This window comes from Halomonas sp. (genome assembly GCF_041689495.1).
In the GTDB taxonomy this organism is placed as follows: domain Bacteria; phylum Pseudomonadota; class Gammaproteobacteria; order Pseudomonadales; family Halomonadaceae; genus Halomonas.
In genome coordinates, this window is sequence record NZ_JBDNGD010000347.1 from 1 (window position 1) to 24,125 (window position 24,125).

21 protein-coding genes and 3 pseudogenes are annotated in these 24,125 nt (G+C 62.2%); 8 read left to right on the forward strand and 16 right to left on the reverse strand.

All coding sequences use genetic code 11. The annotated features are described in order from the left end of the window. The coding region (locus tag ACESMD_RS10965; protein WP_372613074.1) for a phosphatidylserine/phosphatidylglycerophosphate/cardiolipin synthase family protein at nt 1–1,019 on the reverse strand (1,019 nt) is incomplete at its 3' end. Between the two features lie 61 nt (nt 1,020–1,080). Here ACESMD_RS10965 and ACESMD_RS10970 point away from each other — a divergent pair. After that, nucleotides 1,081–3,057 carry a 1-acyl-sn-glycerol-3-phosphate acyltransferase gene (locus ACESMD_RS10970; RefSeq protein ID WP_372613076.1) on the forward strand — a complete coding sequence of 659 codons (1,977 nt, stop codon included), beginning with the start codon at nt 1,081–1,083 and terminating at the stop codon, nt 3,055–3,057. Then, entirely contained in the window at nt 2,961–3,185 is a 225-nt protein-coding gene (locus ACESMD_RS10975) for a hypothetical protein (RefSeq protein ID WP_372613113.1), read from the forward strand. Before ACESMD_RS10970 ends, ACESMD_RS10975 begins: the two co-directional genes overlap by 97 nt. 23 nt (nt 3,186–3,208) lie before the next feature. Here ACESMD_RS10975 and ACESMD_RS10980 read toward each other — a convergent pair whose 3' ends face one another. From ACESMD_RS10980 to ampD, 6 genes are all read right to left on the reverse strand, one after another. Continuing rightward, on the reverse strand, nt 3,209–3,931 hold the full coding sequence (locus ACESMD_RS10980; RefSeq protein WP_372613078.1) for a class I SAM-dependent methyltransferase: 723 nt from the start codon (nt 3,929–3,931) through the stop codon (nt 3,209–3,211). Beyond that, nucleotides 3,924–4,631 (reverse strand): tRNA (adenosine(37)-N6)-threonylcarbamoyltransferase complex dimerization subunit type 1 TsaB, encoded by a 708-nt coding sequence (gene tsaB, locus ACESMD_RS10985; protein WP_372613080.1) that lies wholly within the window; start codon nt 4,629–4,631, stop codon nt 3,924–3,926. Before tsaB ends, ACESMD_RS10980 begins: the two co-directional genes overlap by 8 nt. Before the next feature lie 89 nt (nt 4,632–4,720). Next, nucleotides 4,721–5,377, reverse strand: a complete 657-nt coding sequence (gene adk, locus ACESMD_RS10990) for an adenylate kinase (protein WP_372613082.1) — start codon at nt 5,375–5,377, stop codon at nt 4,721–4,723. Between the two features lie 239 nt (nt 5,378–5,616). Beyond that, nucleotides 5,617–7,272 carry a dihydrolipoyllysine-residue acetyltransferase gene (aceF, locus tag ACESMD_RS10995; protein ID WP_372613084.1) on the reverse strand — a complete coding sequence of 552 codons (1,656 nt, stop codon included), beginning with the start codon at nt 7,270–7,272 and terminating at the stop codon, nt 5,617–5,619. A 74-nt stretch (nt 7,273–7,346) separates the two neighbouring features. After that, a complete protein-coding gene (aceE, locus tag ACESMD_RS11000) occupies nt 7,347–10,031 on the reverse strand; it encodes a pyruvate dehydrogenase (acetyl-transferring), homodimeric type (RefSeq protein WP_372613086.1) in 2,685 nt (894 codons plus the stop codon). Nucleotides 10,032–10,361: 330 nt separating this feature from the next. After that, entirely contained in the window at nt 10,362–10,955 is a 594-nt protein-coding gene (ampD, locus tag ACESMD_RS11005) for a 1,6-anhydro-N-acetylmuramyl-L-alanine amidase AmpD (RefSeq protein ID WP_372613088.1), read from the reverse strand. Between the two features lie 97 nt (nt 10,956–11,052). Between ampD and nadC the strand changes: the two genes are divergently transcribed. Then, a complete protein-coding gene (gene nadC, locus ACESMD_RS11010) occupies nt 11,053–11,898 on the forward strand; it encodes a carboxylating nicotinate-nucleotide diphosphorylase (protein ID WP_372613090.1) in 846 nt (281 codons plus the stop codon). Between the two features lie 102 nt (nt 11,899–12,000). Next, nucleotides 12,001–12,225: pseudogene (locus ACESMD_RS11015) on the forward strand (TrmO family methyltransferase); the annotation flags it as partial. A gap of 20 nt (nt 12,226–12,245) precedes the next feature. Here ACESMD_RS11015 and purC read toward each other — a convergent pair. From purC to dapA, 4 genes are read right to left on the reverse strand one after another with little or no spacing between them, the layout of a single operon-like run. Further along, nucleotides 12,246–12,959: a phosphoribosylaminoimidazolesuccinocarboxamide synthase gene (gene purC, locus ACESMD_RS11020; RefSeq protein WP_372613092.1), complete on the reverse strand. Its 714-nt coding sequence runs from the start codon at nt 12,957–12,959 to the stop codon at nt 12,246–12,248. A gap of 40 nt (nt 12,960–12,999) precedes the next feature. Further along, on the reverse strand, nt 13,000–13,806 hold the full coding sequence (locus tag ACESMD_RS11025; RefSeq protein ID WP_372613094.1) for an MBL fold metallo-hydrolase: 807 nt from the start codon (nt 13,804–13,806) through the stop codon (nt 13,000–13,002). Then, complete coding sequence (locus tag ACESMD_RS11030) at nt 13,806–14,774, reverse strand: lipoprotein, NlpB (RefSeq protein ID WP_372613096.1); 969 nt, start codon at nt 14,772–14,774, stop codon at nt 13,806–13,808. The genes ACESMD_RS11025 and ACESMD_RS11030 overlap by 1 nt, the downstream gene beginning before the upstream one ends. 45 nt (nt 14,775–14,819) lie before the next feature. Continuing rightward, complete coding sequence (gene dapA / locus ACESMD_RS11035; protein WP_372613097.1) at nt 14,820–15,704, reverse strand: 4-hydroxy-tetrahydrodipicolinate synthase; 885 nt, start codon at nt 15,702–15,704, stop codon at nt 14,820–14,822. Between the two features lie 210 nt (nt 15,705–15,914). On the opposite strand from dapA, the pseudogene ACESMD_RS11040 reads away from it, so the two are divergent. After that, a pseudogene (locus ACESMD_RS11040) lies at nt 15,915–16,118 on the forward strand (redoxin domain-containing protein); the annotation flags it as partial. Between the two features lie 26 nt (nt 16,119–16,144). Here the strand turns inward: ACESMD_RS11040 and ACESMD_RS11045 are convergent. Further along, nucleotides 16,145–17,254, reverse strand: coding sequence for an AI-2E family transporter (locus ACESMD_RS11045; protein ID WP_372613099.1), 1,110 nt, complete (start codon nt 17,252–17,254; stop codon nt 16,145–16,147). After that, complete coding sequence (locus ACESMD_RS11050; protein ID WP_372613101.1) at nt 17,251–17,499, reverse strand: sulfurtransferase TusA family protein; 249 nt, start codon at nt 17,497–17,499, stop codon at nt 17,251–17,253. Before ACESMD_RS11050 ends, ACESMD_RS11045 begins: the two co-directional genes overlap by 4 nt. A gap of 138 nt (nt 17,500–17,637) precedes the next feature. Here ACESMD_RS11050 and ACESMD_RS11055 point away from each other — a divergent pair, with 138 nt between their 5' ends. Beyond that, entirely contained in the window at nt 17,638–19,104 is a 1,467-nt protein-coding gene (locus ACESMD_RS11055) for a M48 family metalloprotease (RefSeq protein WP_372613103.1), read from the forward strand. On the opposite strand, the gene nadA is transcribed toward ACESMD_RS11055, so the two are convergent. The 3 genes from nadA to ACESMD_RS11070 form a co-directional block, all read right to left on the reverse strand. Next, nucleotides 19,101–20,132 carry a quinolinate synthase NadA gene (gene nadA, locus ACESMD_RS11060; protein WP_372613105.1) on the reverse strand — a complete coding sequence of 344 codons (1,032 nt, stop codon included), beginning with the start codon at nt 20,130–20,132 and terminating at the stop codon, nt 19,101–19,103. The two genes, ACESMD_RS11055 and nadA, sit on opposite strands and share 4 nt — an antisense overlap. Before the next feature lie 255 nt (nt 20,133–20,387). Next, complete coding sequence (locus ACESMD_RS11065; RefSeq protein WP_372613107.1) at nt 20,388–21,137, reverse strand: Crp/Fnr family transcriptional regulator; 750 nt, start codon at nt 21,135–21,137, stop codon at nt 20,388–20,390. A 205-nt stretch (nt 21,138–21,342) separates the two neighbouring features. Then, nucleotides 21,343–22,059 carry a Crp/Fnr family transcriptional regulator gene (locus tag ACESMD_RS11070; RefSeq protein ID WP_372613109.1) on the reverse strand — a complete coding sequence of 239 codons (717 nt, stop codon included), beginning with the start codon at nt 22,057–22,059 and terminating at the stop codon, nt 21,343–21,345. 106 nt (nt 22,060–22,165) lie between these two features. Here ACESMD_RS11070 and ACESMD_RS11075 point away from each other — a divergent pair. Together ACESMD_RS11075 and ACESMD_RS11080 are read left to right on the forward strand one after the other, a co-directional pair. Continuing rightward, nucleotides 22,166–22,279: pseudogene (locus ACESMD_RS11075) on the forward strand (hypothetical protein); the annotation flags it as partial. 339 nt (nt 22,280–22,618) lie between these two features. Further along, complete coding sequence (locus ACESMD_RS11080) at nt 22,619–23,938, forward strand: peptidoglycan-binding protein (protein WP_372613111.1); 1,320 nt, start codon at nt 22,619–22,621, stop codon at nt 23,936–23,938. Nucleotides 23,939–24,125: the final 187 nt, after the last annotated feature.

Here is a 24,125-nt window from a genome sequence, read left to right on the forward strand (position 1 = left end):
CTCGAGGCGAAATTACGCTCGAAGAGGCCGGCCACCTCGGTGGCAAAGCGCCGATCCTCCACTTCCTGGTTCGCTTCCAGATTCCAGTGCAGGCTCCAGTGGTCGAAGTTGCAGGAGCCGATGCTGACCCAGTTGTCGGCCAGCGAGAACTTGGCATGGATGAAGGTCGGCTGGAATTCGTAGATCTTCACGCCGGCGCGCAGCAAGCCCCCATAGAACCGCTGGCCGGCATAGCGCACCCCGGCATTGTCGTTATGCTCGCCGGGCAGCAGCAATCGCACATCGACGCCGCGTCGCGCCGCCTGGGCCAGCTTGAGGCGCAAGCTGAAAGTGGGAACGAAGTAAGGCGTGCAGATCCAGATGTGGTGTCGAGCGCCAGAGACCTGGCGCTGAAGGGAATGGCGAATCGCCTGGTAACGATATCCCTGTCCCCAGACGACCCTTCCCCGCATGCCACTATAATCCTCATGGGGCGCCATGGTCGTGGCAAGGTTGCGCACCAGCGTCGGCTCACCGCTGCCCTGGGTAAGGGAAGAATCCCAGAGTCGGCTGAACAGGCGGACCCAGTCGGCGACGACCGGTCCCTCGATGCGCACCGCTACCTCGTACCAGGCATCCAGAAACTCGTCGACGACTCCGAATCCCCCCGTATAGGCCACCCGACCATCTACCACCATGAGCTTGCGATGATCCCGCGTCAGGTTCCTGGCAAGGGAATGCCAGCTCAGCGGATTGAAGAAACGCAGCGCCACCCCACCGGCTTCCAGGCGCTCACGATCATCGCTGGAAAGGCCCATGGCACCATAGCCATCCAGCATCAGCATGACGGTCACACCACGCCCGGCCGCCTTCAGCAGGGCCTCGATCATCGCCGAGGCCAGCCGACCGGATTCCATCAGGTAGAGCTCGATCAGCACCGATTCCCGGGCATTGCCGACGGCCTCGAACATGGCCGGCAGAAAGCGTGCCGCTTCCGGCAGCAACGCAAAATGATTGCCCTCTCTCCAGATACCGTGCATGAGAACTTTCCATCAGGACTATGGATGGCATTGACGCATGTTTGCCCGTCCAGGAAAAGCCATGTCCCTGACGGGCCGAGCCGTGAAGAATATACTGCAGGCTCACCCCATTGATCGGGAAGACCCGATGACCTGGCTACGCCGACTGCTGATCGCTCTGGGTACGCCGTTTCGTCTGCTGCTGCAGCGACTGATAGCCGCCTGGGTCGAGGTACGTCTGATCGAGCCAGTTCCAGCAGAACTCGAGCTGGACCCCGACGTGCCGGTACTCTATGTGCTGCCCCATCCCGCCCTCACCGATTCGCTGCTTCTGGCTTCCCTGACCCGCCGCTGTGGCCTTCCGCCGTCCACCGGGACAACCAGGATCGGCACCATCAGCCTGCCCACCTGCCTGGCCCTTCCCTCACCGGGCAGACGACTCTGGAAACGCCGCTCACGCCTCGAAGCGCCCTTCCTGGCCTTGATCGAACAACGCCGCCGAGATCCCGACCAGGAGGTCCAGCTGTTGCCGGTAAGCATTTTCTGGGGACGCGCCCCGGGCAAGCGTTTCGGCTTCTGGAAGATGCTCGCCGCCGACAGTTGGCAAACCACCGGCCGGCTGCGACGGGCGCTCTCAGTCCTGATCAACGGCAAGAACGTGGAGTTGTACTTCGGCGCCGCGCTGACACTCGGGGAACTGCTCGACGATGGCCAAGCAGTAAAGACCAACCGCAAGACGGCACGGCTCCTTCGCGTTCACTTCCGACGCATGCGTAGCCGGGTATTGGGGCCGGATCTCTCCCACCGCCGGACCCTAATCGAGGGTGTCGCCTCCAGCCCCGAGGTACACCGGGTCATCACCGATCTCGCTACCAGGGAAAATATCTCGCGCGACCGTCTACGGCGGCGTGCCCTGCGCTATGGCCGCGAGATCGCCTCGAACATGACGTACCCGGTACTGCGCTTCATGGATGGCCTGCTCAAGCGTCTCTGGAACCGGCTCTACGACGGGGTGGATGTACAAGGCCTGGCGCGCGTCAAGTCGCTCGCCGGAGACCATACCCTGGTCTATGTGCCCTGCCACCGCAGTCATATCGATTATCTCCTGCTCTCCTACGTCCTCTATCGTGAGGGCCTCATGCCGCCGCATATAGCGGCCGGGCGCAACCTGGACATGCCGCTGATCGGTCCGCTGCTGCGCCGAGCCGGGGCCTTCTTCCTGCGCAGTGCCGCCGGTAGCGGCCATCAACGGCTGGCCTTTATACCGGTCTACATCGGCTATGAGCGCATCATCGAGAACGCCAGCTATCAACGAGAGCTACGCGGCGGACGTAAGCCCAAGGAATCCCCCCTGGCATTGCTGAAAGCCCTCAGGCACCTGCGCCAACCATTCGGCCGCGTCGCCGTGAACATCGGGGAGCCACTCGGCCTGAGTGATTACCTCGATAGCGAGGTCCGCCAATGGCGCCGGACACTGGATGAGCCACAGCCTCCCTGGTTCAACGCCGTGATACCCAGGCTCGGCGAAGAGTTGTGCCGCCGCATCAATGCGGCGGCCAGCCTCAATCCGGTCAACCTGGTGGCTCTGGTGCTTCTCGCCACGCCCCACCATGCCATCGAGGTCAGCCTCATGAACCGGCAGCTGGCTCTGCTGACCGATCTCCAGCGGCATGGACCCGGCAGTCCCCATGCCAGCCTGCCGGTAGGTGAACCGGACGACTGGATCGCTCGGGTCCTGTCCCTGGACATGATCGAGCGTCGCTGGCATCCGCTGGGTGACATCCTGGTCGCCGATGACCGCAGGGCCGGGCTGCTGGCCTGGTACCGCAACAATGTCCTGCACCTCTTCGCCCTCGCCGGGCTCACCGCCTTCGCCTTCCGACATCATGGATCCCACAGCCTGGATTCCCTGGAGACGCTGCTGGCCCCCAGCTGGCCGAGCGACTGGCGCTGCTGTCGGGGCTGGACGCTCCGGAATTCTTCGATACCCGCTTGTTCGTCGACCTGGTGGAGAGCCTCGAGACACAGGGATGGGTCTGGCAGCAGGACAAGCGGCTGATGTTCGACGACCGGCTTCGCCGGGCCGCCATGCAGACGAGAGAGCTCTTCGACCCGACATTGCGACATCGCCTCCAGTTGATCACCCACCCCAGAGAACACGAGGAAATCGATAACGAACGGAGGTGAAACGGTAGCGTCCTGACTCTGCGTCAGTCGTTGGCGGGGCCCAGAGCACGATGGACATAGAGGTCATAGCGGCTGGTCTTGCCCTCGAGGACATGGCGAGGAGGAGGACCCTCGATGGGCGGCGCGCCTCGTGGACGCTTGACCACCACGCGATGGGTCGCCACGTCCAGTGCCGCTTCGAGCAGCCTCGGGGCATCCTGGTCATCACCCGCCAGTTGGCGAAAGAGGCGCATCTCCTTCTTGACCAGCGCCGACTTGTCGCGATGGGGAAACATCGGATCCAGATGCACCACCTGGGGCGCCACCGGCGTCCTCGCCACCAATGCTTCGAGTTGGTGGATAGCATCCCCCAGGACCAGGTGCATTCGCTCGGCGATGGCCCGGGTGTCCGCATCCGCCAGCGCACGCGCCAGGCCATCCTTGAGTAGCGCGAAGATGGCCGGTACACGTTCGATCAGCAGGACATCCGCCCCGAGGCTGGCCAGTACGAAGGCATCACGCCCGGGGCCGGCCGTGGCATCGACCACCGAAGGAGTCATGCCCCTGGTCAGGCCACAGGCCCGCGCGATCAACTGACCCCGACCGCCTCCGAATCGACGACGATGGGCCACGGGGCCGGACACGAAATCCACGCACAGGGGATGACCATGGCGGCTCTTTCCCCCCCCCAGCACCAGGCGGCCGGCCTGCCACCTCAAGGTCAACTCATCCGGGACGGAATCACCCGACGGCGAGCGGTCAGGCACGCGCCTTCTTCCAGGCGACCTGATCGCGCAGGTAAACCGGCTGCACCTCGTGGGGGGCACACCCTTCTCCCGCGTCATACGCCCGGGCCGCCAGTCGCACCATGTCAGCGGCATCGGCCTCGACGTCGGGCAGATGCTGGCTGATCGCCGCCTGCACCTCGGTGGGCATGTCCCCCCACAAGCCCCAGCCGGAGCCGACACCTACCCAGTCATGGTCCTCGTGGCCCCTGGGGAGCCGCAACCGGCTCGGCGGCATCACCGCTTCCGCCAGCAGGGCCTCGGGGATCCCGTCACGACACTGCCAGGCCGCCACATAGATCTCGCCCATCCGGGCATCCAGGGCGGTGATCAGATAGCGACAATGGTGGCGATAGTGGCTACCCACGGCCATGGCCGCCAGGGTCGAGACACCGATGAGCGGGCAGCCGAGCCCATAGGCCAGCCCCTGAGCGGCGCCAGCGGCGATGCGCAGCCCCGTGAAGGAGCCCGGGCCCTGACCATAGGCCACGGCATCCAGCGACGACGCCGACAGGCCCGCCTCGGCCAGCACCTCGTCGACCATGGGCAGGAGGCGCCGGGTATGTTCCCGAGGCGCCAGTTCGAAACGGGTCAGGCATTGCGCTTCGCCGCCATCGGGTCGGCGAAGCAGGGCAACGGAACAGGCCCGTGAGGACGCATCCAGGGCCAGCAGGTGAATCATGGAAATCGCCCTTCAGCATTGAAAGAAGAAACGACAATGGCCCGCCAACGAAGCTGGCCATTGTCGTCATTTCGACACCACCGAGGCAATCAGCCCTCGAGAGCCTCGATCACCTGGGCGGTGATGTCATCGATGCTGCCGATGCCCTCGACACGATGATAGACGGGTACCGCCTGGGGGTCCTGCGCGGCCCACCGCTGGTAGTAATCCACCAGCGGCGCCGTCTGCTCATGGTAGACCGACAGACGGTTGCGGACCGTCGATTCGCGATCATCATCGCGCTGTACGATCGACTCACCGGTCACATCGTCCTTGCCGTCTTCCCTGGGCGGCTGGTACTCGATGTGATAGACACGACCAGAGCCGGGATGGACACGACGGCCCGCTAGCCGCTTGACGATCTCCTCGTCGTCGACGGAGATCTCCAGCACATGGTCGATCTTCACGCCGGCCTCCTTCATCGCATCCGCCTGGGGAATGGTGCGCGGGAAGCCGTCGAACAGGAAGCCGTTCTCGCAATCGGATTGGCTGATGCGTTCCTTGACGATGGCGATGATGATGTCATCGGACACCAGGCCACCGCTGGTCATGATTTCCTTGGCCTTGAGCCCCAGCTCACTCCCATCCTTTACCGCGGCGCGCAGCATGTCGCCGGTCGAGATCTGCGGAATGCCGAACCGCTCACAGATGAACTGGGCCTGGGTGCCTTTACCGGCACCCGGGGGACCCAACAGGATCAAACGCATGTAACGACTCCAAGATAGAGGGTGACTCGAATGGACCCTAGAGATGTCAAGAGAAGGTCACGAATGTGGTGCACGATAACCGCGGCGACGGGGGCAGACAAGCCGGGTAACCGGCGACAAACCGCCGAATAAAAGAAAAAATCCTTGCGAACAAGGATTTGGTTACCAATAACACTTTGGTCTTTACCCTCGAATTGCCGGGAAAACGACGGCACCGCGGGGTGCCGTCGTCCAGGGGATCAGAGCAGGAGTCGGCGAATATCCGACAGCAGCTGACTCAGCAAGGCGGTGAAGCGAGCCCCGTCGGCCCCGTTGACCGCACGGTGATCGAAGGACAGACAGAGTGGCATCATCAGGCGTGGCTCGAAGGCCTTGCCGTCCCACACCGGTTTCATCTGTGCCTTGGAGATCCCCAGGATGGCGACCTCGGGAGCATTGACGATGGGGGTGAAGGCCGTGCCGCCGATGGACCCCAGGCTGGAGATGGTGAAGCAGCCGCCGGTCATCTCTTCGCGCTTGAGTTTCTTGGTCTGCGCCTTCTTAGCCAGCTCGACGCTTTCCTTGGCAATATCGATCAGCGATTTCTTGTCGACATCGCGGATCACCGGCACCATCAAGCCATCCGGAGTATCCACCGCGATCCCGATATGTACGTACTTCTTCTGTACCAGGGTGACACCGTCGGCCTTGAGGCTGATATTGAACTGCGGATACTGCTGGAGGGCATAGGCACAGGCCTTGATCAGGAAGGGCAGCGGCGTGAGCTTGGCGCCCTGTGCCTCCGCCTCGGCCTTCATCGACTTGCGGAAGGCCTCCAGTTCTGTGATGTCGGCCTCATCGAACTGGGTCACATGGGGCAGATTGACCCAGCTGCGGTGCAGGTTGGTGGCCCCCATCTTCATCAGGCGACCAATCGGCCTTTCCTCCACCTCGCCGAACTCCTTGAAGTCCTGATCGGGGATCGGCGGTATGCCTCCACCGCCGGCCGCCGAGGGAGCCGCCGCAGGCGTACTGGCCTTACCGGCCATCACCTGCTTGACGTAGGTATGGACATCCTCCTTGAGTACCCGCTCCTTGGGGCCGCTCGGCTTGACAAGCCCCAGGTCGACACCCAGTTCACGAGCCAGCATGCGCACGGCGGGGCCGGCGTGAACCAGCTTGCCATCCCGCGGCTTGTGGGCCGCCATCTGGGCCTCGGGACTCGGCGCCCCGGTTGGCGTCGCGGCCGGCTTGTCGGACTTGGCCGCCTGCGACTGGGCCTTCTGCCCTGCCGACTCGGCAGCCGGCTTGGGCTTGGCGCTGCCCGCCACCTCCATGTAACCGATAAGGTCACCCTCGGAGACGGTATCGCCCTCCTTGACGGTCAGCTCGACCAGCTTGCCCTTGAAAGGACAGGGAACATCCATGGACGCCTTGTCGGATTCCAGGGTGATCAGCGGATCCTCTTCCTGGAGTTCATCGCCCACCGAGACGCCGATCTCGATGATCGGCACGTCCGAGGAGCCCGACAGATCGGGCACCCGGATCTCCTTGCGCTCGGGCTCCCCCGCGCCGGCGCTGTCGCCCTCGGCGGGTGCCGATCCGGTCGATTCAGCATCGGACTGGGCGTCGGCAGAGGCAGGTTCTGGCTCCGCGGGCGCATCGTCGCCGCCTTCACCGGCGATTTCCATGGTACCGATGACATCGCCCTCGGAGACGGTATCGCCCTCCTTCACCGCAAGGCTGACCACCTTGCCGGCATGGGGGCTAGGCACATCCATGGAGGCCTTGTCGGATTCCAGGGTGATCAGGGTATCCTCGGCCTCGATCACATCGCCTTCGGACACCGCGATCTCGATGATTTCCACATCGGTGTCGCCGCCGATATCGGGAACTTTAATGATTTCGCTACTCAAGGTCGCGCTCCTTCAGAATCTTGTCAGGGGCGGGCCACAAGCCCGCCGTTCCTCCGGATTAGCCGGTCGACGCCTCACACCGACAAGGGGTTGGGCTTGTTTGGATCGATGCCATACTTCTTGAGAGCATCCGCCACGACCTTGCGATCCAACTCGTCGCGGTCGGCCAGCGCCTTCAGTGCCGCCACGGTGACGAAGTACCGATCCACCTCGAAGAACTCGCGCAACTTTTCCCGCGTGTCGGAACGCCCGTAACCGTCCGTCCCCAGGACATGGTAGTCGGTCGGCACCCAGGCACGAACCTGATCGGCGAACAACTTCATGTAGTCGGTGGAGGCGATGGCCGGCCCCTTGCGACCTTCAAGGCACTTGGTTACATGCGGCTTACCTGGCTCATCATCGGGCTTGAGGAAGGCCTGACGATCGACTTCCAGCGCCTCGCGACGCAGTTCATTGAAGCTGGTCACGCTCCAGATATCCGACCCTACGCCGTATTCCTCCTTGAGGATCTCGGCGGCGGCTTCGACCTCGCGTAGAATAGTACCAGAGCCCAGTAGCTGCACATGACCCTTGCCCTTCTTGCCAGCCACTTCACGCAGCAGGTACATGCCCTTGATGATGTCCTGCTCGGTCCCTTCCTGCATCTCGGGATGCTGGTAATTCTCGTTCATCAAGGTGATGTAGTAGAAACAGTTCTCCTTGTCCTGATACATCCGCTTCAGGCCATCCTGAATGATCACTGCAAGCTCATGACCGTAGGTCGGATCGTAGCTGCGGCAGTTGGGAATGGTCGAAGCCAGAATATGGCTGTGGCCGTCCTGGTGCTGCAGCCCTTCACCGTTGAGCGGCGTGCGCCCGGCGGTACCACCCATCATGAAGCCCCGGGCATTCATGTCACCGGCGGCCCAGGCCAGATCACCGATACGCTGGAAGCCGAACATCGAGTAGTAGACGTAGAACGGCAGCAGTGTCAGATGATGGTTGGAGTAAGAGGTCGCCGCAGCAATCCAGGCGGACATGGCACCCGCTTCGGTGATGCCTTCCTCGAGGATCTGACCGGCCTTGTCCTCACGATAGTACATGATCTGACCGGCATCCATGGGCTTGTACTTCTGCCCCTCGGAGGTGTAGATACCGAGTTGGCGGAACATGCCTTCCATGCCGAAGGTCCGTGCTTCATCAGGAATGATGGGCACGACCTGCTTGCCGAAGGTCTTGTTCTTGACCAGACCGTTCAGGATGCGCACGAAGGACATGGTGGTGGAGACTTCCCGATCTCCGGTTCCTTGGGTTTGTCTGGAGAACATCTTGTCGTCGAGACCAGGGATCTCGATGGCCTCGAAATCGCTCTTGCGTGCCGGCAAATAGCCACCCAGCTCTTCGCGACGCATGTGCATGTACTTGATTTCCGGGGCATCATCCGCCGGCTTGTAATACGGCATGTCGCCGCTGTCGAGCTGCTCGTCGGTGATCGGGATGCTGAAGCGATCACGAAACACCTTCAGAGCATCGGTATCCATCGACTTGATCTGGTGGGCTTCCATATCGGCTTCACCGGAGCCACCGCCCATGCCGTAGCCTTTGACCGTGTGCGCCAGCACCACGGTGGGATGACCGTTGGCGCTGTTCACCGCCTCATGGTAGGCCGCATACACCTTGAAGGGATCGTGGCCGCCGCGATTGAGCTTCCAGATATCCTCATCGCTCAGATCCTCAACCATGGCCTTGGTCTCGGGATACTTACCGAAGAAGTTCTCGCGGGTGTAGGCGCCGCCCTGGGCCTTGCAGTTCTGGTACTCGCCATCGACAGTTTCGTCCATGAGCTTTTGCAGCACACCCTTCTTGTCTTGTTCGAACAATTGATCCCAGAGGCGTCCCCAGACCACCTTCAGCACGTTCCACCCGGCGCCGCGGAAGACACCCTCGAGCTCATCCATGATCCGAGAGTTACCGCGTACCGGACCGTCGAGGCGCTGCAGGTTACAGTTGACGACGAAGATCAGGTTGTCGAGCTTTTCGCGGCTGGCCAGGTGCAGAGCACCGCGGGATTCCGGTTCGTCACACTCGCCGTCGCCCAGGAAAGCCCAGATCTTGCGATCCTGCATCGGCTGCAGGCCGCGCGCGTCCAGATACTTCATGACGTGGGCCTGATAGATCGCGGTGATCGGCCCGAGCCCCATGGAAACCGTGGAGAACTGCCAGTAATCCGGCATCAGCCAAGGGTGAGGGTAAGAAGACAGGCCATCGCCATCGACTTCTTGACGGAACTTGTCCATCTGTTCCTGAGTCAGGCGACCTTCCAGGAAGGAGCGCGCATAGATACCCGGGGAGCTATGACCCTGGATATAGATCAGATCGCCCTTGAAGTCGCCGTTGGGAGCGCGGAAGAAGTGATTGAAGCCCACTTCGTAAAGGGTCGCGCTGGACATGTAGCTGGCCAGGTGACCGCCTAGTCCGGGATGCTTCTTGTTGTTGCGAATGACCTGAGCAGCCATGTTCCAACGAACCAGCGAACGAATACGCCGTTCCATGAACATGTCCCCGGGCAGACGCGTCTCGCGATGCACGGGGATACTGTTGCGATGTGGGGTCGTCATCGAGAAGGGCACTTTCACGCCGTCGCGACGCATACGGTCGGCCAGCCGGCCCAGCAAGTACTGGGCGCGTTCCTCGCCCTCGTGATCCATTACCGATTCCAGGGAATCCAACCATTCCGTGGTTTCGATCGGATCGAGATCTTCTCTTGTCTCCAGACTCATTGACGTCTCTCCGAATGAGGATTGGAAATTTTTGCCCCGCGACTCAGGGGAGATGGAAACGCTTGGTCGACCCTGCCTTGGCAAGCTGCCCGATATCGCCACTTGTAATGGGGCGACACAGTGCTGCCAGATCGGTGCCATCCATATCGTGAAGATACCGTAAATGCCCCGCCCTGCCAATTCCGATTGGAATGGAATTTTTTTTCATAAAATAGATATTGCGATGCAGCACAAACCCTTATGAACGGGCATCGAGCATCAATTGCCGACAGGACAGGGGCTTGTCACCCAACTCGCGTATGAATCAAGCGTACCAATGGCCCTCGCCCTTCACCGCATGGACATGGCGTCGTCAACCGAAAAAGGCCCCAACGTTTCCAGTCGCTGACGAAAATAGGCCCAATCGAACGAAGGGCCGGGATCCCCCTTGCGCAGCGGGGCTACCCTGGCATGGCTGGTGATGCGAGCGGGCGTGAGTCGTGGATATGCCTCGAACAGCTGTCCCGTGGACTCGGCCAGGGCACGGTACTGAGCCGAGGTGTGGGGGGACACCTCGTCACCCTCCAATTCGATGCCCACCGAAAAATCATTGAGCCGCGTCCGCGACCACCCCTGGTCGCACCAGCGTGAATGGCCGGCATGCCAGGCCCTGGCATGAAAGGGAACGAACTGGACACAGTCGCCATCGCGACGGATCATCAGGTGTGCCGATACCCGCATTTCGGCGATGGCGACGAAATAGGGATGGGCCAGGGGATCGAGCCGATTGGTGAAAAAACGCTCGATATGCTCGCCTCCGAACTCCCCCGGCGGCAGGCTAATGGAGTGCATCACCAGTAACGATACCTCCCCCTCGGGTCGCTCATCCTGGTTGGGCGAGGGAACCCGGCGGGCCCCTTGCAGCCATCCCCTGTCGATCGACATCGGCACCCTCACGTCTTGTTGCCCGATTCCCTATAATGAACTGCAAAGGGGCGTAGCGCACGCCACCATCCCGACCCTCAGGAGTGAAAGGAAGACCATGCACTATCAGAATGCCCTTGCCGAAGAGATACGCGACAGCGCCGCCCGCCTGGTCGCCGAGGACATCGGTCCCGGGGACATGACCGCCCAACTGATTCCCGACCGGCAGTGGGTCAAGGCCAGGGTCGTTACTCGTGAAGCCGCCGTACTGTGTGGCGTGGCCTGGGTCGACGAGTTGTTCCGCCGCCTGGACACCCGCGTGATCCTGCACTGGACCGCGGCCGATGGCGACCGTCTGGAAGCCGGCCAGACTTTCCTCGAACTCGAGGGTCCCGCACGAAGCCTGCTGACCGGTGAACGTGCCGCCCTGAACCTGCTTCAGACCCTTTCCGCCACCGCCACGCGAACGCGTCACTATGTGGACCTGATCGCCGACACCGGCGTACGCCTGCTGGATACACGCAAGACCCTGCCGGGGCTGCGCCTGGCACAGAAATATGCCGTGACCTGCGGTGGAGGGCACAACCACCGTCTCGGCCTCTATGATGCCTTCCTGATCAAGGAAAATCATATTGCCGCCTGTGGTGGCATTGCCGCCGCGGTGAAGGAAGCCCGAGACATTGCCAGTGACCTGCCGGTGGAGGTGGAAGTCGAGACGTTCGAGGAACTCGCTCAGGCGCTAGATGCCGATGCCGACATCATCATGCTGGACAACTTCTCCCTCGACGACATGCGTGAAGCGGTGAAACGCACCGCCGGACGCGCCACCCTCGAGGCATCGGGCAATGTCGACGAGACCACCCTGCGCGCCATCGCCGAAACCGGCGTCGACTGCATTTCCAGCGGCGCCCTGACCAAGGACATCAAGGCCATCGACCTGTCGATGCGACTCGTCGATCAATAGGAAGGCGGGGGGGGCGGTGCGCGGATTGCCCATGCGGCTCGGTGATCTGGCTCATCGATGTCTGCCCTGCGACTGGGTCGTTGTGGAAAGGCGATTCGCCTGCCGCCCTTCGACGATCCCCTGGCCGTGCGCGGCCTGGACGCCTTCAGCCATCTCTGGCTGACCTTCGTCTTCCATCTCAGCCCCGAACAAGCGGGTCACGGGCGCTGGACGCCGCTGGTGCGTCCGCCGCGCCTGGGGGGTAATACCAAGACCGGGGTCTTCGCCAGCCGCAGTCCCAACCGACCCAATCGCCTGGGGCTCTCGCTGGTCGCGCTCGTCGATATCGTCGCCGGCTAAGCGTCCTGTCAGCCGAGATCGGCGCCGATGCGTCGCCCCACTTCCTCGTAGGCCTCGATCACGCCCCCCAGGCCCTGTCTGAAGCGATCCTTGTCCATTTTTTCACGGGTCGCGGCATCCCAGATACGGCAGCCATCCGGCGAGAACTCGTCACCCAGCAGGATCTCGCCCTTGAAGAGACCGAACTCGAGCTTGTAGTCGACCAGCAACAGGCCACCATCGGCGAAGAGTTGCTTGAGCACGGCATTGACCTTGAAGGTCAATGCCTTCATTTCCGCCAGTTGTTCCGGCGTGGCCCAGCCGAAGGTCTCGGCCAGGGACTCGTTGATCATGGGGTCGTGCATGGCATCATTCTTGAGGAACAACTCGAAGGTCGGCGGAACCAGCGCCTGACCTTCTTCCACGCCCAGTCGCCTGACCAGGCCGCCGGCGGCAATGTTGCGAACCACGCACTCCACCGGGATCATCTCGAGCCTCTTGACCAGGCACTCGGTATCGGAGAGCAGGCCGGAGAAATGGGTCGCGATCCCGGCCTCCTGGAGCTTTCCCATGATGAAGGCATTGAACCGATTGTTGACCCTGCCCTTGCGTGCCAGGGATTCCATGCGCTCACCATCGAAGGCACTGGTATCGTCGCGGAATTGCAGGATGACGTGATCCGGATCGTCGGTGGCGAAGACCGACTTGGCCTTGCCGGTATAGAGTTGCTGACGCTTTTCCATGGGAGCCTCCACTGGAGCGGGTAGGGATGAGGTTGGCAAATCAGGCAATGGTCTGCCACGCCAGCGCCGAGTCCTGGGCGGCGACCATCAGCCGGGAGTCGTCGCCGTCGAGCAGCGGCACCATGGCCTCCAGGACCAGCTCCGGACAGTTATTGTGTTCCGACAGGTGCGAGCAGACGATCCGCTGCAAACGGTCCAGGCCCAGAAGAGGCAACAACGCCGCCGCCTGGGCATTGGCCAGGTGCCCCCAGTCGCCCCCGACCCGGCGCTTGAGTCGAGCCGGATAGGGCCCCTCCGCCAGCATCCGGCCATCATGATTCGTCTCGAGGACCAGGGCATCACAGTCGGCAAAGGCATCGATCACATGCGCGGTGGGATGACCCAGGTCGGTCAGCACCCCGAGGCTGCGCCCGGCGGCATGGAAACGGAACTGCACCGGCTCGCGGGCATCATGGGGAATGGTGACCGGGTCGATGACCAGTCCCGCGATGGCAAAACGCACCTGGGGAAAGATCCAGTGATGATGGGGCAAGGCCCCCAGGCGACCCGATGCCCAGGTGCCGTGGGTCAGGTAGACCGGCACACCATAGCGACGCGCCAGGGCCCCGACACCGCGGACATGATCGCCGTGTTCATGGCTGATCAAAACAGCATCGAGCTGTCGGGGATGAAGGCCGAGATCCGCCAGGCGTCGCTCTGCCTCACGCATACCGAAGCCGCAATCCACCAGCACATGGGTGTTCCCGTCGCTCACCAGGGTCGCGTTGCCCTTGCTTCCACTCCCCAGGGAACCGAAGCTTAGCGAACCCTCGGAGGGACCCGACGATCCAGTCACCCCGAGTGCCATCAGCGCAGCAGACTCGCCACCCGTTCGAGCAGCTCACGCTGATCCGAGGGCGAAAAGGCACGTTCGCTGGCATTGATCGCCCGCAGAACGGTGCTTTCCGGGCCAGTCGACTCGAGCACCAGGCGGATCTGCTGGGACATCTGTCGCACATTCATAGTGAAGACGATCTGAAGCAGATTGCGGTTGCGTTCCGTCTCGGTCATGTAGCTGATCAGGAAATCATGGGCGTCGGGATCGCTTTCGAGCAGCTCACGACGCTCTTCCACGGTAAAGCCCTGCTCCAACTGATAGCTCAACTCGGCCCAGGTACGGTCGATTTCCAGCGGAATCCTCACCACCCAGTCTTCGCCCTGCTGCTCGATCTGCAGGCGGTCTTCGGTGGCCAGACGCTGGGCAGCCAACGAAGCGACACTGTCCGACGCACTTCGTGCACCGAAGAAGTCCTCGAGGGACTCCAGACAGGCCGCTACCGGCGTTCCTGCCTGATCACAACGCACCTCGCTGTCTCCGGCCCTGAGCCCCTGTCGGACGCTAAGGCGTGCCTGGGAGGTCTCGAGAACACCACGCGACGAATCGCTGGCCACAATGGCCAGGCCACGGGTTCGAGCGAAGTCTTCCAGTTGCGGCCAGACCGCACCGGGATCGGCTCCCACTACCAGCCAGCTGTCCTGGCCGATGTCGCGACGTTCGACGAAGTCTCGCTCAGTGGCACGTCCGGCCGCCAGTCGCTGTGGAATCGGCGCACTGAAGCGCGCATCGGTTTCGCGGAAATCGCCTGCCGCCTCGGGCACGGGCATGGCGTCACGATAGCGACGGGTATCGCGGGAATCAGGCAATATCAGGGGCGCACCGGATCGCGCCTCTGCATAGTCGATGTTGCGATCGTGAAAATAGCCTTCGCGAGCACAGCCTGTTGTAGCCAGGGCGACAGCCGCCACCAGCGGCATCCATTTCAGCGCAGAATTCATGCGTCCACCTTGCGTCCTGTTGAGGTTCCGGGCCACCCGCACCGGTCAGTCGTCTATCACGCCGGCCAGTTGCAGGGCCTCGTTGATGGTGGAGTGATACTTTTCCGAGAGCCAGGTCATCGGCAGGCGAATGCCCGACTCGATCAATCTCATGCGATGCAATCCCCACTTCACGGGGATCGGATTGGATTCGATGCCCAGGTTGGTATGCAGGGGCATCAGCCGGGTATTGAGCTGATGGGCCTTGTCGACCTCACCGGCGACCGCGGCACTGCAAAGGTCGTGCATCGCCCGAGGCGCCACATTGGCGGTGACCGAGATGTCGCCATGCCCGCCCATCAGCATGAAATCACAGGCCGTGCCATCATCCCCGGAATAGAGCATGAAGTCGCTACCCTTGAGGCGGGCGATCAGATCTTCGGCGCGCTCCAGGTTTCCCGTGGCATCCTTGAGACCGATGATCCGCTCGACCTCGGTGAGTCGCATCACCGTCTCGTTGTAGAGATCCGAGCAGGTACGGCCAGGCACGTTGTAGAGGATGATCGGCAACTTGCTGCCCTCGGCCACCGCCTTGAAGTGCTGGTAGAGGCCTTCCTGGGTAGGCTTGTTGTAATAGGGGCATACCGACAGGCAATAGTCGGCACCGACCTCGCCCGCATAGCGTGCAAGTTCCACGGCCTCGGAGGTGGCGTTGGCGCCGGTACCGGCAATGACCGGGATACGCCCGTCGACCTCCTCCACCACGGTGCGAATCACATCGAAATGCTCGGCGAACGACATGGTAGTGGGCTCGCCCGTGGTACCGGCAGCGACGATGGCGTCGGTACCGTTCTTCAGGTGAAAGCCCACCAGCCGACGCAGTGCCTCCCAATCGATATCGCCATTGACCTTCATCGGCGTCGCCAGGGCGACGATACTGCCAGTGATCATCCGTTCATTCCTCTCGATACGCCTGTGCCATGAAACGGGGCCGATGCTGGGCCCGTCTGCCGACCAGGATCTGAATGCGTCGGCCATGCCAATGACTCTAGATGGTACTCAGGCGATCAAAGCCTGTACAGCACAGGTCGTGACAGACTTTGACAGCCAGCCTCAGGTTGCGTGTAATCAGTGCCCCGTCATCCTGTCCAGGAGCATCCCATGAGCGTCACTATCGACCAGCGCGTCGAGGATTTCACCGCCACCGGCACCGGCGACTTCCGCGATCACAAGGCCGACTTCGACCAGGCCAACACCGTCATCCTCGGCGCCTCCCGCGACGGTCTCGGTGCCCAGGAGAACTTCAAGGCCAAGCAGAGGTTCGATTTCACCCTCGTCTCGGACAAGGACGAGGCGCTCTCTGAGGAGAGCGGTTACCGGGCGGTAACCGCTCACTGCTCGGCCGAGACCTCCTTCTGCTGCTGCGAGAGCTGGGCATGTCGCGACTTGAGGCCCCTCGGCCAGGCATAGATCAGGGCCTTGAGCAGGGTCGCCAGGGGAATGGCAAAGAAGACGCCCCACATTCCCCAGATGCCGCCGAAGAACAGCACTGCCACGATGATCGACACCGGATGCAGATTCACCGCCTCGGAAAACAGGATGGGCACCAGGACGTTGCCGTCCAGCGCCTGAATGACGCCATAAGCGATCAGCACATAGACGAACTGGTCGGTCATGCCGAAGTGAAACCCCGCCACAGCGGCCACCGGCAGGGTCGCCACCGCCGCCCCGATATAGGGCACCAACACCGAGAAGCCCACCAGCACGGCCAGCAAGGCCGAGTACGGAAGCCCGAAATAGGCGAAGGTGATGAAGGCCACGCTGCCGACGATGATGATCTCGATGAACTTGCCACGCACATAGTTGGCGATCTGATCATCCATCTCCTGCCAGATGCGGTTCATCAGATCGCGATTCTGGGGCAGCAACGAGAGGGTGAAACCCACCAGCGTGTCCCGGTCCTTGAGCATGAAGAAGACCAGGATCGGCACCAGCACCAGATAGATGACCAGCGCCAGGATATTTCCCAGCGAAGACAGTGACAGGGTCAGGGCGCGCTGGCCGAACTGGGTCATCTCGCGACCCGCCACGGCGATCCAGTTCTGTATCTGGTCCGGGGTGATCAATTGGGGGTAGCGTTCCTGGAGGTCATCTAGCAGTTGCTGGCCACTGGCGAACATTCGTGGCGTTTCCTGTACCAGGCCCACCAACTGGTTCCAGATCAAGGGCATCAGGATGAAGGCCATGGCTAGCAACAAACCGATGAAGCCAAGAAAGACCAGGATGACCGCCAGCAGGTGAGGCACTCTGCGGCGTTCCAGCCAACTCACCGCGCCCTGCAAGAGGAAGGCGATGATCAAGGAAGTAAAGAATGGCGCCAGCATCCGGCCGAACCAGATAACGGCAAGGAAACCCAATATCAACACGACCATCAGGATGACCGCTTCCTCGTCGGAAAAGTAGTGGTCGATCCAGCCCTTGAAGACACTACGCAGGGTCATGGGGAGGGCTCCTCCCCTTTGCGAATCCAGTAGTGCAGGACATCACCCCGCTCTTCCCTGGCCGGCATCTCGTGGATGCTGTGGGCGATGAAGGTCTCGAAGTCGCCCCAGGAGCCGGCATCGGTGGCCATCACTTCCAGCGTCTGCCCGGGCGACAGGCGAGACAGTGCCTGCTTTGCCTTGAGCAGCGGCAAGGGACAGGGAAGGCCGCGGGCGTCGAGCAGGTCATCGTGTTGCACAGCCATGTTGTCTCCCGGAAGAATCCTGTGGAAAGGTGCCGGATACCGGCACGAAACCCTTGAGATTTAAAGGCACTTTGACAGTTGAATCAATGTCAGATCATCATCCGGCTGCCGCGCGGAACACTGACTGAGAGGACGGCCATGAAGCGTCGCATCATACATTGCCTTGCCTGCGGGGCACTCGGCCTGGCACTAACGGTACCCGCCAGCGCCCAATGGAGCGATACCCCTTGGCGCGATGGGGCCGACCTGCCCAGCCTTGCTGCCGATGACAGCCAGGTCATCACCGGCGAGGAGTTCAAGCTGGGGCGCGCCTGGCTCAGGCAGTTTCGCTCCCGCGCGCCGGGCTGGGATGACCTGCATGCCCAGGCCTACATGGAAACCCTGATTGACCGACTGGTACCGCACAGCGGCCTGGGCAATACCCCGATCCTGGTCACCCTGGTCGACAGCCGCAATCTCAACGCCTTTGCAGTGCCCGGCGGGGTGGTCGGCATCAATGCCGGGCTCTTTGCGTTCGCCGATACCGAGGCCGAGCTGGCCTCCGTGCTCGCCCATGAACTGGGGCACCTCTCCCAGCGGCATTATGCCCGTGGTCAGGCCAGGGCAGAACAGACCCAGATTCCCGCCATGGCCGCCATGCTGGCCGGGATGTTGATCGCCGCCGGCGGAGGGGTAGATGCGGGAATCGGCCTGGCCATGGGAAGCCAGGCGGCACTGATCCAGAACCAGCTCAGTTTCTCACGACGCTACGAGGAAGAAGCCGACCGAATCGGCCTGCAGGCCATGGCCAAGGCCGGTTATGACCCGAATGCCATGGTCAGAATGCTCCGTGCCATGCAACGCATGGCGAGCCTGCAAGGCGGCAACCCGCCGGAATTCCTGTTGACCCATCCGGTCACCGAATCCCGGATCAGCGACAGCCAGGACCGCGCCGGAACCCTGGAAGTGGTAAACGCCCGGAATGGGGACATCCGCTATCATCTGGTAAGAGCTCGGGCACTCCTGAGGGTGCATGACCGGGACCCACGACAGGCCGCCACCCGCCTCGCCGAGGGCGATGCACCGGAAGACGCCAGACGTTATCTGGACGCCCTGATCGCGGCCGACGCCGGTAACACCGACGGCGCCCTGCGCATCCTCGACACTCTGGCAGGCGAATACCCCGACCTGGCCATATTCCCGGCCTCGGCCGCCGAGGTTGTCTTCGATGCAGGTCGCTACGAGGATGCCATCGAGCGCAGCCGCCGCCAGCTGCGGCTGATGCCCGGCCATGTCCCCACCACGCGCCTCCTCGGTGAGGCACTGCTTCAGCGCGACCCCGACGAGGCATGGCGAGTGCTCAAAGACCTGGCCAATCGCCGCCCCGAGGATCCCCAGGTCTTCACCCTGCTCGCCGAGGCCGCCGGGCGAAGCGGCCGCGAAGCCCTGGGGCACCTTGCCCGGGCCGAGCAGATGCAGCTCACCGGCCGTATCGACGATGCCATTCGTCAGCTCGATGTCGCCAAGCGGGTCGCCGAAGGTGAAGGCAATACCGTGGCCATGAGCCGCATCGCACAGCGTCGCGAGGCATTTCTCGACTACCGGGAGACGATGGAGAAGTTCTAGACGCTTTTGAAGTTGAGCATCCGCTCCAGCGGCTTGAGGGCACGGCGGCGGAGATCGTCGTCGACGAAGATCTCGCCGCTGCCGTCTCGCAGGGCGCCGGCCAGGTTGTCCAGGCCGTTCATGGCCATCCAGGGACAATGGGCGCAGCTCCTGCAGGTCGCCCCGTTGCCCGCGGTGGGTGCCTCGAAGAGGGTCTTGCCGGGCACGGCCTGTTGCATCTTGAAGAAGATGCCGCGGTCGGTGGCCACGATCAGCTTGTCGTTGGGCAGCTGCTTGGCCGCCTGGATCAACTGGGATGTGGACCCCGTCACGTCAGCCAACTCCACCACCGATGCCGGGGACTCGGGGTGCACCAGCACCGCGGCCTCCGGGTAGAGGGACTTGAGGTCCTCGACGCCCTTGGCCTTGAATTCCTCATGGACGATGCAGGCGCCGTCCCATAGCAGCATGTCGGCACCCGTCTGCTTCTGTATATAGCCCCCGAGATGCTTGTCCGGGGCCCAGAGGATCTTCTCGCCGCGAGCCTGGAGGTACTCGATGACGTCCACGGCGATGGATGACGTCACCACCCAGTCTGCGCGTGCCTTCACCGCTGCGGAGGTATTGGCATAGACCACCACGGTGCGGTCCGGATGGGCGTCACAGAAGGCGCCGAATTCATCGGCGGGGCAACCCAGATCCAGCGAGCAGGTCGCCTCCAGGGTCGGCATCAGGACGCGTTTCTCGGGCGACAGGATCTTGGCCGTCTCGCCCATGAAGCGAACACCGGCCACCACCAGGGTATCGGCCTCGTGTCGGGCACCGAAGCGGGCCATTTCCAGGGAATCGGCCACGCAGCCACCGGTTTCCTCGGCAAGCTGCTGGATGGCATCATCGGTGTAATAGTGCGCGACCAACACGGCATTGTGGGCGTGCAGCAGGCGTTTTATCTCATCGGCGCGCAACTCGTCCTCGGCGGCAATACGCGTCGGACAGTAGGCTCGGGTCAGGTGCTCATGCACCTCGGCGCGGGAAGTCATCATAGTCATCGTGTCTACCACTGTGACTGGCAGGGGCTCCCCCTGCGTGATCGGGTGCACCGCGGTCGCGCGCTCCGCGCGGACGATGCGCCTTCGGGTGGGCGGCGTCTCTCGCCGCCTCGGCCCGAACTTGCATTCTAGACCAGAACGGTGGGTATTGACCAGCCCCGGCCAGAAAAGCAGCATGCGAGTGGAATGAGGGCACCAGAATCGTGATAACGATGCTTCACGACATCGTGAAGGACGTTCACGAGCCAGCCAATTTCATGATGCGTCTCCTTCGGTGATGACCCGAGATGCGTCTCCTTCGTTGATGACCCGACGGTAGAGGCTTCGATCGGAGGCATAGCAGTCACAAGAGGCCTCGATCAGACCCGCCCGGTCCAGCACCGTGACATATCCGCGGTGATAGCGGATCAAGCGGCGCGCCTGAAGTGCCATGGCGGCCAGGGTGACACCGGAACGACGGACCCCCAGCATCATGGCCAGAAACTCGTGGGTGAGATGCAGCTGATCCGAGTGCGCACGATCCTGGGTCATCAACAGCCAGCGAGCCAGACGGGCCTCGAGCTGATGAAAGTGGGTACATGCCGCCACCTGGGATAACTGGTGCATCAGCACGTAGAGATAGCGCTTCAGCAACGCCTGAAGTGCTGGGCTCTGCTCCAGGTGCTGGCCAAAGAGAACCGCCGGCATGCGCAGTGCCGGGCCTGCACCCTGCACAAGGGCACGCAAGGGCGACTCATCGAGCCCCAGGATCAAGGGCATCCCCAACATACCTTCACTGCCAACCATCGTCACCTCCAGCCGCTCCCTGTCACTCAGTTGAGTAATCAGGGAAATGAAGCTGTTGAGGGGAAAATAGACATGCTGGATCCGCCCGCCGGGCTCGGTGATCACCTCACCGAACACCAGGTCGACAACCTCGCAGCCGGTGAGGAAATATGCCCTGTCCTGAGGTGGCAAGCTGTCGAGAAGATGGTTGGTCATCGGACTGAGAGTGGAAGGCTTCATGTGCTCGCTCCTGGTTGAAAGCCGGCAATCAGCACATGGCAAGCAATCACCAGGTTCAGACGTCGACGGCAACCAGGGAGTGATAAGGGAATCACCCATTAAGCCGCTAAGCAAACACTGGCATATCCATCATCATGCCGTCGGTACGCCAGGATACACACGCAGGACACGCCTGCTCGAGAACCATTCCATTCCGCGAGGGAAACTAGGGGCGATGGTAGCTCATAAGGCGGTCATACTCGGTCTTGACGACCTCATAGCATTCGCAGACTCGCGCTTCCAGGCCGGGCCGGTCCAGGACGGTGATATGCCCGCGATGGTAGGAAATCAGGCCGGCCCTCTGCAGTTTTCCGGCCGACTCGGTGACGCCCTCCCGACGGACGCCAAGCATGTTGGCGATCAGTTCCTGGGTCATGACCAGCTCGTTGGTCGGCAAGCGATCCAGGCTGAGTAACAACCAGCGGCAAAGCTGCTGGTCCAGGCTGTGATGCCGGTTGCATACCGCGGTCTGGGCCATCTGGGTGATCAATGCCTGGGTGTAACGCAATAACAGATGCTGAAACGTTGACGCGCGATCGAATTCGTCCTTCAGCAGCTGCCCCTTGAGGCGATAGGCGCTGCCACCACTCTGCACGGCGGCACGGCTCGGCGTGGTTTCGCCGCCCATGAACAGCGAGATGCCGACGATCCCCTCGGCACCGACGACGGCAATTTCTGTCGAATCGCCATCGTCCATGACGCACAGTAGCGATACGATGGAATCTGTCTGGAAATAGACATGGTTCATCACCTTTCCCGACTCGACCAGCGAATCCCCCAGCGTCAGCTCGACCCGCTCGAGGTGAGGCGACAAGCGCTGGTATTCATCTCTCGACAGGGCCGCCAGCAAATGATTCTGACGAGGGTCATGTTGCAGGGCCATGACTGAGACTCCCGTATCGTGTAAGAGCACATGATGCGTACATTATCGCACCCAAGCGACACCGTCACGCCACTCATCCTGACACTGGGGTTACGACACCCTCGGCCATGCCTTGGGTGACAGCCTTCTCCAGGCGGTTGCGGGTCGTCTTCAGGACTGCATGCGCGACAATGGATCGATCGCCCTCAAGCACCGGAAAGTGAGGCACCATGTACGGTAGCGCACAGACGGGAGGACACCCATGACATATCCTCAGCATAGGTGGGGCCAAGGAACAAGGAGCAGCCTGTACAGGGAGTTGCACCACGCGTCGCAAGGACTGCGACGCCATCTTGACACGAACCATCCCGCATCATCCTGAAGCAGGACAATGCGACACAGAGGAAATCTCCATGAACAGCATCGTCTATATCGTCGGCGCAGTCGTTATCGTGATGGTGATTCTGTCCGTTCTCGGACTTCGTTGAGACAGGCGAAGAACAAGCCAAGTAGAAAGGCAGCACGGTAAGGCCAGAGGCCTGCAGGCCGAAGATGCCACCCCACTCACTGGAGACGCCCCGTGATCATCATCAGAGGATTCGTGTTCCTGCTCTTACTGTTCGGTAATATCGCGCTGGCCAGTGCCGATTATACCGGCGCCATGCGTAATTACGAGCGACAGCAATACCAAGAGGCCATGCAGGAATTCCGCGAACTCGCCCGCGCCGGCGACACCGATGCCCAGTACATGCTGGGGCGCATGCACGAAGCCGGTAACGGCACACCCCAGGATTTTGTCGAAGCGCACAAGTGGTACAACCTGGCAGCCTCCCGCGGCCATCGCCATGCCTCTGACGCCCGCGATGCGGTCGCGGATCGGATGACTACACAGCAGATCGCCGAGGCCCAGCGCACAGCACAAGGCTGGCAACCAAGCGAGTCGGCCTCGCAGGACGCACCCACACCCAGCGGACCCGAGCGCCTGACGAATCGGGAGCTGGTGGCCGAGACCCAGCGTGGTCTCAATCGGCTCGGCTACGATGCGGGTCCCGTGGACGGGCTGATGGGGTCACGAACTCGCAGCGCGATTCGTGCCTATCAGGGTGACAGCAACCTCGCCATCAATGGCCAGCCAACGACAGCGTTGCTGGCACGGCTGAGGCAGACCGACAGAGTATCGGCGTCGGCACCATCCCGTTCCGAGCCACCGGCGTCCACCTCGACCGAGGAATCGCCCAGGGTGGCCCTGCAGGACGATTTCAGCGACGGTGACTATCGTCGAAACCCCGCCTGGACGGTGCTCAGTGGTCGTTTCAACGTCGATCGGGACGGCTTGCGCACTGTAGTGGAGCTTCCGGACGAGAGCGCGTCGACAGCACCGAGTCTGCGTTCCGACCGGCCCGAGGACATCGGCCTGGCCATTTTGCAACTGGTCCTCGAACAGACGGGCACCGTTCAACCCGGGGCGGCACCAACAGCCACGGAAACCGCCAGGATCTTCGTCGCGTCACCGATCCGCAACGCCTTCAAGATGGAACTGGACCTGGCCTCCCGCCAGCGAGAGGGCAGTCTCGAAGTGGGAGTCTTCCAGGGCAACCGTCCGGGCGGGGGATACCGGCTGGTCTATCACCCGGATTCACGTCCCGGCCTGAGCCTGATGAGACTGACCAGCAACAGCAGCGAGGTGATCGCCAGCAGCGATGACTCCCTCAACCTCGAGGACGGCAGCTTCCACACCCTGGCCTGGACCCGCAACCAGAACGGCGGGATGCGAATCAGCGTTGACGGCCAGCGCGTCATCCAGGCACGGGACACGAGCTTTCGTGAGCCCTTCCAGGGGTTCGTCCTCGCCAATCATGGCGGTGACTACAGCCTTGGCCGGATACGGGTGGAGGATTGACAAGCAAGCAGGACAAGCATCAAAAAACAAGAAAGGGCCCTGATGGGCCCTTTCTTGTTGGATTCCAGGGATTCGCTGAAACCGCATAACTGGTGGGTCGTGTATCCACCAGAATGAACCTCTCTATGCCTTTCCGTTGCTGGATTTCCTCATCGGCAGCGCCAGCAGATGCCCCCAGATATGCCCC

What these genes read in the sequence shown, in the direction of transcription:
- purC (WP_372613092.1), bottom strand. Translation starts at nt 12,959, where the DNA reads ATGGAAAAGCGTCAGCAACTCTATACCGGCAAGGCCAAGTCGGTCTTC.
- ACESMD_RS11045 (WP_372613099.1), bottom strand. Translation starts at nt 17,254, where the DNA reads ATGACCCTGCGTAGTGTCTTCAAGGGCTGGATCGACCACTACTTTTCC.
- ACESMD_RS11065 (WP_372613107.1), bottom strand. Translation starts at nt 21,137, where the DNA reads ATGAAGCCTTCCACTCTCAGTCCGATGACCAACCATCTTCTCGACAGC.
- dapA (WP_372613097.1), bottom strand. Translation starts at nt 15,704, where the DNA reads ATGATCACTGGCAGTATCGTCGCCCTGGCGACGCCGATGAAGGTCAAT.
- ACESMD_RS11055 (WP_372613103.1), top strand. Translation starts at nt 17,638, where the DNA reads ATGAAGCGTCGCATCATACATTGCCTTGCCTGCGGGGCACTCGGCCTG.
- aceE (WP_372613086.1), bottom strand. Translation starts at nt 10,031, where the DNA reads ATGAGTCTGGAGACAAGAGAAGATCTCGATCCGATCGAAACCACGGAA.
- ACESMD_RS11050 (WP_372613101.1), bottom strand. Translation starts at nt 17,499, where the DNA reads ATGGCTGTGCAACACGATGACCTGCTCGACGCCCGCGGCCTTCCCTGT.
- ACESMD_RS11030 (WP_372613096.1), bottom strand. Translation starts at nt 14,774, where the DNA reads ATGAATTCTGCGCTGAAATGGATGCCGCTGGTGGCGGCTGTCGCCCTG.
- nadC (WP_372613090.1), top strand. Translation starts at nt 11,053, where the DNA reads ATGCACTATCAGAATGCCCTTGCCGAAGAGATACGCGACAGCGCCGCC.
- nadA (WP_372613105.1), bottom strand. Translation starts at nt 20,132, where the DNA reads ATGACTATGATGACTTCCCGCGCCGAGGTGCATGAGCACCTGACCCGA.
- ACESMD_RS11070 (WP_372613109.1), bottom strand. Translation starts at nt 22,059, where the DNA reads ATGGCCCTGCAACATGACCCTCGTCAGAATCATTTGCTGGCGGCCCTG.
- ampD (WP_372613088.1), bottom strand. Translation starts at nt 10,955, where the DNA reads ATGTCGATCGACAGGGGATGGCTGCAAGGGGCCCGCCGGGTTCCCTCG.
- ACESMD_RS10970 (WP_372613076.1), top strand. Translation starts at nt 1,081, where the DNA reads ATGTCCCTGACGGGCCGAGCCGTGAAGAATATACTGCAGGCTCACCCC.
- adk (WP_372613082.1), bottom strand. Translation starts at nt 5,377, where the DNA reads ATGCGTTTGATCCTGTTGGGTCCCCCGGGTGCCGGTAAAGGCACCCAG.
- tsaB (WP_372613080.1), bottom strand. Translation starts at nt 4,631, where the DNA reads ATGATTCACCTGCTGGCCCTGGATGCGTCCTCACGGGCCTGTTCCGTT.
- ACESMD_RS11025 (WP_372613094.1), bottom strand. Translation starts at nt 13,806, where the DNA reads ATGGCACTCGGGGTGACTGGATCGTCGGGTCCCTCCGAGGGTTCGCTA.